This window comes from Xanthomonas sp. F4 (assembly GCF_011761895.1).
Map to the genome: position 1 here is coordinate 12389 of NZ_JAASQX010000009.1, position 13695 is coordinate 26083.

8 protein-coding genes are annotated in these 13695 nt (G+C 68.1%); 1 reads left to right on the forward strand and 7 read right to left on the reverse strand.

Annotated features, from left to right (window positions below; all coding sequences use genetic code 11):
• Nucleotides 1-2: 2 nt before the first annotated feature.
• From FHR66_RS20175 to FHR66_RS20205, 7 genes are all read right to left on the reverse strand, one after another.
• Nucleotides 3-2555, reverse strand: a complete 2553-nt coding sequence (locus tag FHR66_RS20175; protein WP_160968758.1) for a glycoside hydrolase family 3 N-terminal domain-containing protein — start codon at nucleotides 2553-2555, stop codon at nucleotides 3-5.
• Nucleotides 2556-2577: 22 nt separating this feature from the next.
• Nucleotides 2578-3912, reverse strand: coding sequence for a xylose isomerase (xylA, locus tag FHR66_RS20180; protein WP_160968760.1), 1335 nt, complete (start codon nucleotides 3910-3912; stop codon nucleotides 2578-2580).
• Between the two features lie 43 nt (nucleotides 3913-3955).
• On the reverse strand, nucleotides 3956-5458 hold the full coding sequence (gene xylB, locus FHR66_RS20185) for a xylulokinase (RefSeq protein WP_160968762.1): 1503 nt from the start codon (nucleotides 5456-5458) through the stop codon (nucleotides 3956-3958).
• A gap of 54 nt (nucleotides 5459-5512) precedes the next feature.
• Entirely contained in the window at nucleotides 5513-7042 is a 1530-nt protein-coding gene (locus tag FHR66_RS20190; RefSeq protein ID WP_160968764.1) for a tryptophan halogenase family protein, read from the reverse strand.
• Nucleotides 7043-7055: 13 nt separating this feature from the next.
• Nucleotides 7056-8057 carry a cupin-like domain-containing protein gene (locus tag FHR66_RS20195; RefSeq protein WP_160968766.1) on the reverse strand — a complete coding sequence of 334 codons (1002 nt, stop codon included), beginning with the start codon at nucleotides 8055-8057 and terminating at the stop codon, nucleotides 7056-7058.
• A gap of 20 nt (nucleotides 8058-8077) precedes the next feature.
• Nucleotides 8078-8836 (reverse strand): SapC family protein, encoded by a 759-nt coding sequence (locus tag FHR66_RS20200; protein ID WP_202394877.1) that lies wholly within the window; start codon nucleotides 8834-8836, stop codon nucleotides 8078-8080.
• Nucleotides 8837-8930: 94 nt separating this feature from the next.
• Nucleotides 8931-12062, reverse strand: a complete 3132-nt coding sequence (locus FHR66_RS20205; RefSeq protein WP_160968770.1) for a TonB-dependent receptor — start codon at nucleotides 12060-12062, stop codon at nucleotides 8931-8933.
• Between the two features lie 402 nt (nucleotides 12063-12464).
• On the opposite strand from FHR66_RS20205, the gene FHR66_RS20210 reads away from it, so the two are divergent.
• Nucleotides 12465-13460 carry a LacI family DNA-binding transcriptional regulator gene (locus FHR66_RS20210; RefSeq protein WP_237475390.1) on the forward strand — a complete coding sequence of 332 codons (996 nt, stop codon included), beginning with the start codon at nucleotides 12465-12467 and terminating at the stop codon, nucleotides 13458-13460.
• Nucleotides 13461-13695 lie beyond the last annotated feature (235 nt).

A 13695-nucleotide genomic window follows, 5' to 3' on the forward strand; every position in this document is an offset into this window, starting at 1 on the left:
GCTCACGTGCTCGGACATGCGACGGTGGCCTCCGCTTCGTTCAATGCACCGAGCGCGACCCGCGACACCGACAGCGTCATCGTGCCCGCCGTGGTCAACGCCCACGGACGCTCCAGCTTGCTCAGATCCGCACCGGCTGCCGCCAGGCACTTGAGCGGCACGCCCACGCGCTTCCATTGGCCCACCGGCAGGGCTGTCAGCGTCGGCCCGATCGCGACCCGCGCGGTGCAACCGCTGCCGCAACCGACCGCCAGCCACACCTCGCCCTGCGGTGCGGCGTCCACGCGCAGCGTGGTCACCAGCATCAGGTCGCCGTTGCTCTCGCGCTGCAGGTCCAACGGTGTATGCGACTGCAGCGCGACCACGGCCTCGCGACCGCCGGACCAGGCAAGGCGGCGGCCATCTTCCTGCGCCAGGTGATCCACGCCGGTGACCTTCAGCGCGCCGCCATCGAGCGATTCCGGCACCCGGGTGACGGTCACGCCCTGCCCGCTGCTGCCTTCCAGGCGCAGCGCCAGGCCCGGACCGGCCGCGCCGCGCACGAAGAACACCCCGGCCGCGCCTTCGTTGCCGGTGAGGCCGGAGACCTCCGGCAGCCTGGCCAGATCGCCGTTGTCGGCGTAGCGCAGGCCGAAGCCGAAGGCGAACAGCGGGTCGTAGTCCTTCTGCCCCACGTTATTGGCGTATTGCGTGGCCGTGCGCGGCCAACTGAAGCTGAGCTTGCCCTTGAAGTCGTGCTGCACGCCGCCCTGCGGAGTGCGCAGCAGCACGTCGGCGATGCCGGCGCCCTCCGAGCCCGGCAGCCACGCCGCCACGAAGGCATCGGCGGCATTGAGCTCGCGGTTGACCCACAGCGGGCGCCCGCTGAGGAACACTGCGACGACCGGGATGCCATCGGCCTTCAACCGCTTGATCAGCGCCAGGTCCGTGTCGTCGCCCGGTTTGTAGGCCAGGGTCGGCCGATCGCCCTGGAACTCCGCGTACGGGTTTTCCCCGAACACCACCACGGCCACGTCCGGCTTGGTCGTGTATCTGCCGTCGACCGCCAGCACGGCCTCGCCGCCTGCGGCCTTGGCCTGCTGCGCGAAGCCCTCGTAGATGGTGTCCGCGTTCGGGAAGTCCTTGCGGGTGGTGCCGGTGCCCTGCCAGTTCAGCGTCCAGCCGCCGGCCTGCTTGCCGACGTCGTTGGCGCCGTCGCCGGCCACCAGGATGCGTTGCTTCGGCGACAGCGGCAGCACGCCGCCCTGGTTCTTCAGCAGCACCAGCGACTCGCGCACGGCCTGCCGCGCCACCGCGCGATGCGCCGGGGCGCCGATCAGCGCGAACTGGCCGCCGACCGCGCGCGCCGACGGCTTGCCCGCCTCGAACAGGCCCAGCCGCATCTTGACCCGCAGGATCCGGCGTACCGCATCGTCCAGGCGTTGCTGGGAAATGGTGCCGTTCTTCGCCGCCGCCAATGTGGTCGTGTAGAAGCCCTTCCAACTGTCCGAGGCCATGGCCATGTCCAGGCCGGCGTTGATGGTGGCGGGGCAATCGGTCGGCGTGCAGCCCTTGACCTGCCCGTGGCCGTTCCAGTCGCCCACCACGAAGCCGCCGAAGTGCATGCGTCCCTTCAGCACGTCGGTCAGGTAGGCCTTGTGGCCATGCATCTTTTCGCCGTTGACGCTGTTGAAGGAGGCCATCGCGGTCTGCGCGCCCGCGGCGATCGCCGGGGGATAGCCGGCGGCATGGATGCGCACCAGGTCGGCCTCACCGATTCTGGTGTCGCCCTGGTCCCGGCCGTCGGTGGTGCCGCCATCGCCGAGGAAATGCTTGACCGAGGCGATCACATGGCGGCCATCGAGGAAGTCGCGCGTTCCCACCTTGCCCTGCAGTCCCTCGACCATCGCCCCGGCATAGCTGGCCACCACCTCGGGCGACTCGGAATAGCCCTCGTAGGTGCGGCCCCAGCGGTCGTCCTGCGGCACCGCCACGGTCGGCGCGAAGGTCCACTCCATGCCGGTGGCACGGGTCTCCAGCGCGGTGATTTCACCGATCCGCCGCAGCAGCGCCGGGTTACGCGTCGCGCCCAGGCCGATGTTGTGCGGAAACAGGGTCGCACCGACGATGTTGCTTTGCCCGTGCACCGCATCGATGCCGAACAGCACCGGGATCGCCTTGCCGCCCTTGGAGGTGTCCATCGACGCCGCATAGAACGCATCGGCCAGCGCCAGCCATTCGGCCGGCGCGGCATCGTAGCGGCCGCCGGGATCGGAGTTGCCGCCGGCCAGGATCGACCCCAATCGATACTTGCGCACGTCCTCCGGGGTGAGGCTGCCGATATCGCCCTGCACCAGCTGGCCGACCTTTTCCTCCACCGTCATGGTGGCGATCAGGTCGGTGAGGCGCCGTTCCAGCGCGGGATCCTCGGGCAGCGGCCAGGTCACGTTGGGCCAGGGGCTGGCCTCCGCCCGGGCGGGCGCCGCGGCCTGGACGTCGCCCTTGCAGACGGCAAGCGCGAGCAGCAGCGCGGCCAGCAGTGCGCCGTGGTGGCGTGTGGAATGGGTGTCGGTCACGGCGCTCTCCTTGCCGCCGCGCTCAGCGCAGCAGGTACTGGTTGATCAGGTTCTCGTAGCGCTCCTGCCGGCCACTGATCTGCCGTGGCTCGCCACCCTTCGCGCCCAATGCGGCCAACTCGGCGAGGCCGAGCGCGCCGCCCGCGAACTCCTTGCCGGCACCACTGTCGAAGCTGGCATAGCGCTCCTGGCGCCACTGTTCCCAGGGCGAGTCGTTGAGCAACGCATGGGCGACTTCCAGCCCGCGCGCGAACGCATCCATGCCGCCGATGTGGGCGATGAACAGATCCTCGAGCTCGGTTGACTCGCGGCGCACCTTGGCGTCGAAGTTCAGGCCGCCCTCCAGGCCGCCCTGGCGCAGCACCACCAGCATGGCGCCCACGGTGTCGTACAGGTCGGTCGGGAACTGGTCGGTATCCCAACCGTTCTGCGCATTGCCGCGGTTGGCGTCGATGCTGCCCAACAGGCCGTGGTCGGAGGCGACCTGCAGGTCGTGTTCGAAGGTGTGGCCGGACAGCGTGGCGTGGTTGGCCTCGATGTTGAGCTTGAAATCCTTGTCCAGGCCATGCTGCTTCAGGAAACCCGTCACCGTCGCGCTGTCGAAGTCGTACTGGTGCTTCATCGGCTCCATCGGCTTGGGCTCGATCAGGAAGTTGCCCTTCAGGCCGATGCTGCGGCCGTAGTCGCGCGCCATGGTGAGGAAGCGCGCGAAGTGGGCGAGTTCGCGCTGCATCTGCGTGTTCGCCAGCGAGGCGTAGCCCTCGCGGCCTCCCCAGAACACGTAGTGTTCGCCGCCCAGTTCCACCGTCGCCTCCAGCGCCGCCTTCACCTGCACCGCGGCACGCGCCACCACGGCGAAATCCGGATTGGTCGCGGCACCGTTCATGTAGCGCGGATGCGAGAACAGATTGGCCGTGCCCCACAGCAGCTTCATCCCGGTCGCGTCCTGGCGCGCCTTGGCCAGGCCCACCATGTGCTTGAGGTTCTTCTCGTACTGCGCGGCATCGTCGGCGTCCGGCGCCAGGTCGATGTCGTGGAAGCACCAGTACGGCACGCCGAGCTTGGTGAAGAATTCGAACGCCGCATCCACTTTCGCTTCGGCGCTGGCCATCGGCGCGCCGACCTCCCAGGGAAAGTGGCGCGTGCCCGGGCCGAACGGATCCTGCCCGGCGTTGCAGAAGGTGTGCCAGTAGCACACCGCAAAGCGCAGATGTTCCTGCATGGTCTTGCCGCCGACAACCTTGTTCGCGTCGTAGACCTTGAAGGCCAGCGGATTGTCCGAACTGCGGCCTTCGAACGGGATACGGCCGATGCCGGGGAAGTATTCCTTGGCGCCGATAAAGGGCTGGGTGTGCATGGTGCGGGTTCCTGTCGTGGTGGGAGGGAGTGCGAAAAGGGAATCAGCCGCGGAACAGCGGCATGCAGGCATCGAGATGGCGCAGGAAGCGCGCATAGGCCGCGGCATAGGCCTTGGTGCGCGCCGGATCCGGGCGGGCGGACCGCTGCGGATCCACCGCCACATGCCGCTGCGCGATGTCGGCGATGGACGCGGCATCGCCGCGCGCCAGGCCGATGGCCCACAGCGCCTGCAGGGCCGCACCGAACGCCGCGCCTTCCGGTTGCGTGGGCACGTCCACCGGCAGGCCGAACACATCGGCCACCAGTTGCCGCCATGCGCCGCTGTTGCTGCCACCGCCGGTCAGCACGATGCGCTCGAACTGCATGCCGGCGCGCACGAATGCGTCGAAGCCGTATTTCAGGCTGTAGGTCGCCCCTTCCATCGCCGCGCGATAGAGGTGGGCCGGGGTCATGTTGGTCGTGTCCAGGCCCGCCAGCAGGCCCTTGCCCAGCGGCAGGTCCGGCGTGCGCTCGCCATTGAGGAACGGCAGCATCACCAGGCCGTCGGCACCGGGCGCGGTGGCGTGCAGATGCGCATCGCCATCGCGGGTGCTGAAGCCGAACGCGGCGGCGACCTGTTCGGTCGCCACGGTGCAGTTCATCGTGCAGATCAGCGGCAGCCAGCCACCGGTGGAAGAGCAGAACGCGGCCCACGCGCCGTCCGGGTCGACCACCGGCGTGTCGGAATAGGCGAACAAGGTGCCGGAGGTGCCCAGGCTCATCGCCAGGCGACCGGGCACGACGCAGCCGGTGCCGATCGCCGCCATCATGTTGTCGCCGCCACCGACGGCGACCTTCAGCGTCGTCGGCACGCCGAGCAGGCCGGCGGCCGCCGGGTCGATATCGAACACCGCATCCGGCGCGGCGAAGCGCGGCAGGCAGTCCGCAAGATCGCGCTGCGGATCGGTCGCACGCAGCAGTTCGGCCGACCACGTGCGTGTGCGCACGTCCAGCCAGCCCGTACCCGATGCGTCGCCGTATTCGCAGAAGCGCTGGCCGGTCAGCACGAAGTTGAGGTAGTCGTGCGGCAGCAGAATGGTGGCGAGCCGCGCATAGACCTCGGGCCGGTGCGTCTTGGTCCAGGGCAGCTTGGAGGCGGTGTAACCGGTGAGGATCGGGTTGCCCGCCAGCGCGATGGTGCGCGCCGCGCCGCCGACCGCGTCCATGATCTGCCCGCACTCGGCCGAGGTGCTGGTGTCGCACCACAGCTTGGCCGGTGCCAGCACCTCGCCCGCCGCATCGACCGGAACGAAGCCGTGCTGCTGGCCCGAGACCGCCAGCGCGGCGAGGCGCGATCGCAGCGCAGGATCGATCGCCTGGAAGCAGGCCTGCAGGGCCGCGACCCAGTCGGCCGGCCGCTGTTCACGGCTGCCATCGGCGGCGGAATGCAGATCCAGCGGCGCGCTGCTGCTGGCCACGACGCTGCGCCCGACCGGGTCGTAGACCACGACCTTCAGGCTCTGCGTTCCCGCATCGATTCCGGCCACCAGCTCCCTCTCTTCCACGTCGTCTCCGCCTTCTAGTTAGCGCTATCATTTTTTAGCGACAGCAATGTGCTGCTACGCCAGGGAAACGCTCCGTTGCCAGACGTCGGGCGCCGCCTTGCAATAGCGTTCGATGAACTCCGCCTGCGACGGCATCGCCGCGCTGGCCTGCTGCAGCGGCTGGCGGATCCGCAGCAACAGCGTGCGCAGGTCCGCGTCGTCGATGGCGGCAGCCAGCGGGTGCGGCGGTCCAGGCTGGATGCCCTGTCCCAGCAATACGCTGGTCCACGAATCCACGCGGAACAGTTCGCCGGGGTCCTGCCAGGCGTGCGCGCGTTCGCGCCAGGCGCGCAGCCGGAGCGCGAGCGACTCGGGCAGTGCCATCTCACGGCAGGCTTTCCACATCGGCTCGTCGCGCTGGGTGGCGTGGTAGTGCAGGATGATGAAGTCGCGCACGTGCTCCATCTCCTGGCGACTGACCGTGTTGTACAGCTCCACCAGCGCCGGGCTGATGCCCTCGCTTGGAAACAGCTGGATCAGGCGCACCACGGCGCTGAGGGTCAGGTGGATGCTGGTCGATTCCAGCGGCTCGATGAAGCCGCTGGCCAGGCCCAGCGCCACCACGTTCCTGTTCCATGCCTGCAACCTGCGCCCGCTGCGGAACGGCACCAGCCACGGATCCCGCAGCGGCGGGCCGTCGACGTCGCGCAGCAGCTTGGCGTGCGCCTCGTCGTCGGACATGTGGCGACTGGAGAACACCAGCCCGCAGCCGACCCGGTGCTGCAGGGCGATATGCCAGCGCCACCCGGCCTCGTGCGCGATGGCACGGGTATACGGCACCGGCGGCGCGACCGCCTCGGTCTGCACCGCGACGGCGCGATCGCTGGGCAACCAGTCGTGCCAGTCCTCGTAGCCGGTGTGCAGGGTCTGCTCGGTCAGCAGGCCACGGAACCCGGTGCAGTCGATGAACAGGTCGCCCTCGATGATCTGCCCGTCTTCCAGCAGCAACGACGCGACGGAGCCGTCATGCGCATGTTGCCGCACCTCGCGGATCTGTCCTTCGATCCGGCGCAGGCCATGCGCTTCGGCCTTCTTGCGCAGGAATTTCGCGTAGAGCGCGGCGTCGAAGTGGTAGGCGTAACTGACCTGCGGCTGGGTGTCCAGCGCGAACTTGTCGCCGCGCGAGGCGATGCTTTCCAGGCAGAAATCGCCAAGGTCCGACGGCATGCCCCGGCGCAGGCTGTCCAGCCAGAAATGATGGAACGGCGTGGCCCAGGTGCCCTGCCCGATGGTGCCGAACGGATGGATGAAACGATCGCCGGGGCGACGCCAGTTCTCGAACGAGATCGACAGCTTGAACGTGCCGGCCACGGCGCGCAGGAACTCCTGCTCGTCGATCTGCAGGAAGCGGTGGAAGGTGCGGATCGGCGGCACGGTCGACTCGCCGACGCCCACCGTGCCGATCTGCTCGGACTCCACCAGGGTGATGTCCAGGCGATCGCGGAACTGGTGGGCCAGCGCGCAGCCGGCCAGCCAGCCAGCGGTGCCGCCGCCGGCGATGACGACCTTGCGGATGCGCCCGTCCGTGGTGGTGGCGAGAGTCAAGTCGATGCTCCCATCAGCGGTTGAGCCGCGCCAGCAACTGCGCGCGCGTGCGGCGCGCCCGTGCCTCGTCGAACGGGGCCAGCTCGCCCCGGGCTGCCTCGGGCAGGTGCTGGCCTGCACGTTCGCCGGGACCGAACACGTAGTAGTCGAAGAGCTTCGCCCAGGCCTGCTTCTCGCGTGCCGGCAGATCGCGCAGCGCCCACATCGCGTGCTGCAGCGCCGTCAGCGGCGAGGGCAAAAAGGCAGGCGCGCTGCGCCACCAGTAGTTCACCAGCACGTTGAACGGCGCCAGGCTGCGCACGTGGTGCCACCACATGCTCGGGATGAACAGCGCATCGCCCGGCTCCAGCTCGACGTGCTGCGCGCTGGCGAGGGCATCGCGGAAACGCGGATAACGCGCGAAGTCGGGGCGATCGACATCCACCACGCTGACCACCTGGCCGCCCGGCGTCGGTTCCAGCGGTCCCGGATACAGGTTGTCGATCTGCTCGGGCGGAAACAGGGTGACGCGGCGTCGGCCCACGGCGCAGCAGGCCAGGTTGTCCGGCGTGTCGAAATGGCAGGAGGCGGTGACGCGGTTGCCGATCCAGATGCTGGCCGGCGCATCGATGCCCTGCCCGGCCAGGCCGGCGTCGTTGGCCTGCGCGAACCCCGGCAGCGCCCGCTCGATCGGCAGCGACGCGACATAGTAGGTGGGCGGCCGCGGATCCTCGAGGGTGGCGGCGATCGCATCCAGCACCTGCGTCAGCGGTCCGCGCCGGACCTCGAAATTCAACTGGGTGAAATCGGCGCTGTAGAACGGGCGTCCTTCGATCCCGGGTTCGCCGAAGGAGTACGGAACCGGCACGCCCGCATCGAAACCGCGCAGGTAGGCCAGTGCGTCCTGCGTGGAGCGCAAACCGGCCTGGACCAGTCCCCAGTCGCGCGCGATGCCGCGCAAGACCACCGGCTCCCCGGCCGCCACCAGTGCCTGCAATGGCAGGGCCGTGGGCTGCACGCCCTCCAGTGTCCGCATGGCGCCGCCGTCCGGCACGCTCAGTTCCTGCCCGCCGCGCCGGCGGCATCCTGCAGGCGCAGGCGTCGCTGTTTCTCGGCGATCAGGCGGCGCATGTTGTGCAGCGAAGCCAGCATCAGGTACGCGCCTTCCAGATAGCCGGCGCGGTTGAGCGCGGCCAGCGCAGGGCCGTCCAGCCCGGCCAGGCGTTCGCGGTCGATCGCATGCAGGCCGTTGACGCCAATCCGATGCTGCGCATCGAGTTGCACGTCGAGCGCGACGGGCTGGATCAACCCCTGTGCATCGAGCGCGGCGAACATGTCCGCGCCGAACGCGTGGCCCTCGTGAATGCCGCGCAGCACCCCGGCGATGTGGTCGAGATAGGGCGTGTTGCCGCCCTGAGGCAGGAACACCGGCTCGCCCTGCATCGCGGTCACCCGCGGATGCTCCATGTCCACGTGCAGGACCGCTTCCTGGCTGAGCACGCCATCGATCCGCTGCTCCTGGAACCCGATGAGGAACGGCCCCTTGGCCGCCGCCCCGGGCAGATACGACGCCGTCCAGCGCCGCTCGTGCAGGAACAGGTTCTCGTGCTGCTCGAACCCCAGCAACGCCACGGACTGCCACGCGCCGGTCGCCGGATCCTTGCGCAGGAAGATCGGATACTCGCGCTGCAACTCGGCGAACTCGCTCGGGTAGGCCGGCACCATGCCCACCGCATCGCCGAACTCGGGGCCGAAGTCGGTGGCCACGCGCAGGTCGCGGTGGGCGATGTTGTTGAGCATTTCGTAACGCGGCATGGTGGTGCGCACTCCCGGTGGAGCCTGGCACGGGACACCGCCGCAACCGCGGCGGCGCCCGTGACGACATGCGAAGAGATCCTCTCCGCCTTCCTCAGAACTTGTAGCGAACGCCCAGCATGTAACGCGGACTCTGGTCGGCCAGCTTGACGATCATCTGCGAGGTCCGCGAACGCCAGCGCACGTCCTCGCCGGTCAGGTTGATCGCCTCCAGCCCGAACGACCAGTTGTCGTTCAACGTGTAGTTCACGCTGAGGTCCCACTGTTCGTACGGTTCCACATAGTACGGATTGCGGCTGGTGCCCTGGTTGGCCAGGATCAGGTACTGGTCGCGCCAGTTCCAGGCCAGGCGCACCGACCAGCCGTACTTTTCGTACATCAGCACCGCATTGGCGGTGTCGCTCAGGCCGGTGAGCGCGAACTGGTCGATGCTGGGGTCGCCGGCATTGTCGTAGCCGACGTCGCCTTTGACGATGGTGTAGTTGGCGAGGATGCCGAACCCGGTGTCGCCGAGGAAGTACTGCCCGCCGAGTTCCCAGCCATGCAGCTTGGCCTGGTTCTGGTTGATCGGGCGGTTGACGTTGAACTCGTACAACGGATCGTCGGCCTCGCCGTAGAGATCGTAGGCCGCCTCGGTCGCCAGCACCTGCGCGCCGGTGCCGTTGTAGGCGGCCAGGCCGGCCGGGTTGTTGCGCAGCAAGGCCAGCGCAGTGAACAACGACGTATCGTTGGCCGAGCAGGCCGCCGCATTGGCCGGGCCGACCTGGGCAAGGCAGGCACCGCTGGTGAGGAACCCCAGGGCCGTCCTCGCGTCCGGACCGGAGGTCGGATCGCGCAGGCCGTACAGCGTCTCCTGCACCACGGTATTGCCGACGAAATTGTTGACCGACTTGTTCCAGTACGTCACCGACAGATAGCTCGCATCGGCGAAGTACCACTCCAGCGCCAGGTCGAGGTTGTCGGATTCCAGCGGCTTCAACGACGGGTTCTGTGCGGTGCCGCTGGCCCGCGAGGACGGATCGATCAGCACCGAGCCGAATGGCTGCTGTGCCCCGGGACCGGCATAGAGGTTGCCGATCGGCGCGCGCGCGATGCTCTTGCCGAACGAGACGCGCCCCTTCAGCGTCTCGCTGAGATCGATGCTGAAATCGAGGTTGGGCAGGATGTAGCTGTAGCTGGTCTTTTCGCTGAACGGTTGCTGCTCGTTGGACAGCACCACGCGGAAGTCGTTGTTGGACTGCCACTCGATCGCTTCGGGCGTGGCGATGACCGAGGTCGACACCACGTCGGTTGTTTCGTAGCGCACGCCCAGCCGGGTATTGGTGCGCATGCCGGCCAGCTCGCCATCCAGTTCGACCTGGAAATAGGCCGAGCGGGTCTTCTCTTCCACGAAGTTGTCGGCGGCGCGCTGCGGGCTCACGCCCAGGCCGACGCCGTACTGGCTGGCCGCCCATTCCGCGAGCCTGCCCGCATCACCCCGCCATGCCGGCCAACTGCTGCCGCCGTAGTCATGGAACAGGCCGATGATGTTGACCGGCTGCATCAGGTTCATCAGGCCGCCAGCGGTATCCCGGTCGACATTGGCCACGCCCCAGTCGCCCAGGGTGGAATACGCCTCGGCGGCCTGGATGCGATGGGTGGTCGACTTGTTGCTGTCCACGCCGAACTGGAAGCGGCCCTGGTCGAAGCTCCACTCGCCATCCACGCGGGCCTGCTTGATCTGGCTGATCTGGCTCTGCGAGTTGACACGCAGCACCTGCGTGCCGATCTCGCCCGGTACGAAGCCCGGGTTGACCACGCCGTTGGTCCTGGCCGCGGCGTCGGCGTCGCTCGGATACCAGACCTGGGTGCCGATCGGCAGGCCGTTGTTGAAGTTCAGCTCCTGCACCCAGGACCCGCCGCATTGCGGACCGGTGGTGCAGTTGTTGGTGCCGGCGATGCTCATGAAGATGGAGCCGCCACCGGTCAGCGGATCGTTCGGGCGGCTTTCGTTCTTCGAGTCGTGCGCGTCGAAGCTGAGCTTGAGCCGGTCGGTCACGTTCCACACCGCGTTCAGACCGAGCGAACCCAGCTTGTACTTCTGCATGCTGCGCTGCTGCTCGAGGCCGAAATCCTTGGTGCCGGCGATTTCGCGGATGTAGGTCGGCACGGCCACCGCGCCGCTGGTATCGAACGTCACATCGGTGTAGTTGCTGTTCTGCAGCCACATGCCCTGCTCGCCACGATTCTCGGTGATCTCGTTGGTCGAATAGGTGTAGTCCAGGGTCAAGGTCAGGCTGTCGGTAGGCGCGAACTGCAGCACCGCCTGGCCGTTGACGCGCTCGCGTTCGAACTCGGAGAACGCATAGCGCAAGTCGTTCGGGCGCGCATACAGCGCACCGGCCTGCGGCGCGTTGACCACGGTCGGGTTGCCGGGCATTGAGCCGGTCCACGGCTGCACGTTCCAATAGTTCTCGGTGGCCTGCACCGAGCCGCCCTTGCGCTTCTGGTAGCTCGCGCTCACGCCGACGCCGAAGGTCTTGTCCGGGTTGCTGTAGCCGAAGATGCCGGACAGTTCGGGCGTCAGGTCGTCGTCGAACGGCTGGCTGCGGTCGGAGACCGCCTTGGCACCGGCGCTGGCGACGATGCCCTGGTGGTCGAACGGGCGCGCAGTCAGGATGTTGATGGTGGCGCCGATGCCGCCGCTGGGCATGTTGGCCTGGCTGGTCTTGTAGACCTCGATGCCATTGATCGCTTCGGCGGCGAGCTGGGCGAAGTTGAAGGCGCGGGTGCCGCCGTCGACACCGCCGATGGCGACCTGCCCGGCAGCGCCGAACGCATCGGCGCCAGGCATCTGCCGCCCGTTGAGCGTCACCATGTTGAACTGCGGGCCGAAGCCGCGCGCGGTGACCTGTGCGCCTTCGCCGTCGCGTCGCTCGATGGAGATGCCGGTGATGCGCTGCAGCGATTCGGCCAGGTTGGTATCGGGGAACTTGCCGATGTCCTCGGCACTGATGGCATCCACCACACCCGCGGAATCGCGCTTGATGTCCATCGCCTGGCTGAGGCTGTTGCGCAGGCCGGTGACCTGCACGGTGTCCAGCTGCGTCGGGCTGCTCTGGGCCTGCTGTTGCGCGGCCGGTGCCGGCGTCGACGCGTCCTGCGCGAATGCGGGATTGATGACCAGGACGCCACCGACGAAGGTGAACATGGCCCTGGATTTGAACTTCGCCAGCGTGCGGCTCATGGACGAGCCCCCAGGTCTTGGCTACGACGAAACATAGAAGCGCTCATGACTCTCCCCTCTGACATGCGATCGATGGATGTATCGCCCCTCCCCCAAGAGGCACGCACGGGCGATGCCCGTCTTCCACGCCGAACATCGCAGCGCGCTGTGCGTTCGCTGCGACTCAAAACTCCGTTTCAGGATTGCCAGACGACGCGCGATAAAGGCTCCCCCCGAGCCCGACTGCCGCTGATTGATAGCGCTATCATCGCGTCGAGCGCAGACTACGCACCTGGGATATCGCTTGTCATCATGCGTCGCAACAAAGGACCGCATTCCTTGAAGAGCACCTCCAAAACGACGCGTCGAAGAGGGAGCGCCATCACCATCGACGACGTCGCGGCGCATGCGGGCGTCTCGCCGATGACCGTCTCGCGCGTCACCCATGGCCATGCCGGCGTGCGCGAAAGCACGCGCGAGCGGGTGATGCGCAGCGTGCGCGCCCTGGATTACCGGCCCAACCCGGCCGCCAGCGCCCTCGCCGCGGCGCAGCACACCTGCATCGCGTTGATCTACACCAATCCCAGCTCCAGCTATCTGCGCGAACTGCTGGTCGGCGCGCTGCGCGGATCCACCCGCGCGGCGGCGCAGTTGGTGATCGCCACCTGGGATGGGTTGGGGCCGCGTGCACGCCGCGCCGCCGCGCGCACGCTCTGCACCAGCGTGGCGGGCGTGCTTCTCCCGGCACCGTTGTGCGAATCGAAGGCCATCGTCGCCGTGTTCGCCGACGCCGGGATTCCCGTCGTCTCCATCGCGTCCGGCCGGTTCAGCGACAGGATTTCCTGCGTGCGCATCGACGACCGCCGCGCCAGCCATGACCTGGTGTCGCACCTGATCGCGCACGGGCATACCCGCATCGGCTACATCACCGGCGACCCGAACCAGACCGCCAGTGCGCACCGCTGGCAGGGCTACCGGGATGCCCTGGCCGATGCCGGCATCGGCTACGACGCCGCGCTGGTGCAGCCGGGCGACTTCACCTATCGCGCCGGCCTGGAGGCGGCCGAACGGTTGCTGGCCTTGCAGGCGCGCCCGAGCGCGATTTTCGCGAGCAACGACGACATGGCCTCGGCCGTGGTGTCGGTGGCGCACCGTCGCCGCCTGAAGGTGCCGGAGGATCTGTCGGTAGTGGGGTTCGACGATACGTCGGCATCGACGATGGTGTGGCCGGAGCTGACCACCATCCATCAACCGGTGGCGGACATGACCGACACGGCGATCGACCTGCTGCTGCGGGAGATCCGGCAGGCCGCTGGCGCGGAGCGCATCAGGGTCAATCACGTGGTGCCGCACCGCCTGGTCACGCGCGACTCCGTCTCGCGGCCGCTGGTGGTTCGCGCGCCATCGGGCGAGCCGTGAGGCCAGCACACTGGCGGCGCTATCGGTGCGGTTGCAGGTGTCGCTTTGGCTGTTGCTGTTGCTGTTGCTGTGGTTGTGGCTCTTGCTGTTGCCGTTGCTTTGGCTTTTGACTTACCGGGTTCCCTTCCGAAGCGGCGAACCAGGCGGGAAAAACCCGAAGGGCGGCGCACATGGACGTGCGCCGTCCGCGGCAGGGGCAGGATGCCCCTTCCGCGGATCCCGTCTGGTTCGCGGA

Excerpts from the sequence above, each read along its gene's own strand:
- xylA (WP_160968760.1), bottom strand. The coding sequence starts at position 3,912 with ATGCACACCCAGCCCTTTATCGGCGCCAAGGAATACTTCCCCGGCATC.
- FHR66_RS20205 (WP_160968770.1), bottom strand. The coding sequence starts at position 12,062 with ATGAGCCGCACGCTGGCGAAGTTCAAATCCAGGGCCATGTTCACCTTC.
- FHR66_RS20195 (WP_160968766.1), bottom strand. The coding sequence starts at position 8,057 with ATGCGGACACTGGAGGGCGTGCAGCCCACGGCCCTGCCATTGCAGGCA.
- FHR66_RS20200 (WP_202394877.1), bottom strand. The coding sequence starts at position 8,836 with ATGCCGCGTTACGAAATGCTCAACAACATCGCCCACCGCGACCTGCGC.
- FHR66_RS20210 (WP_237475390.1), top strand. The coding sequence starts at position 12,465 with ATGACCGTCTCGCGCGTCACCCATGGCCATGCCGGCGTGCGCGAAAGC.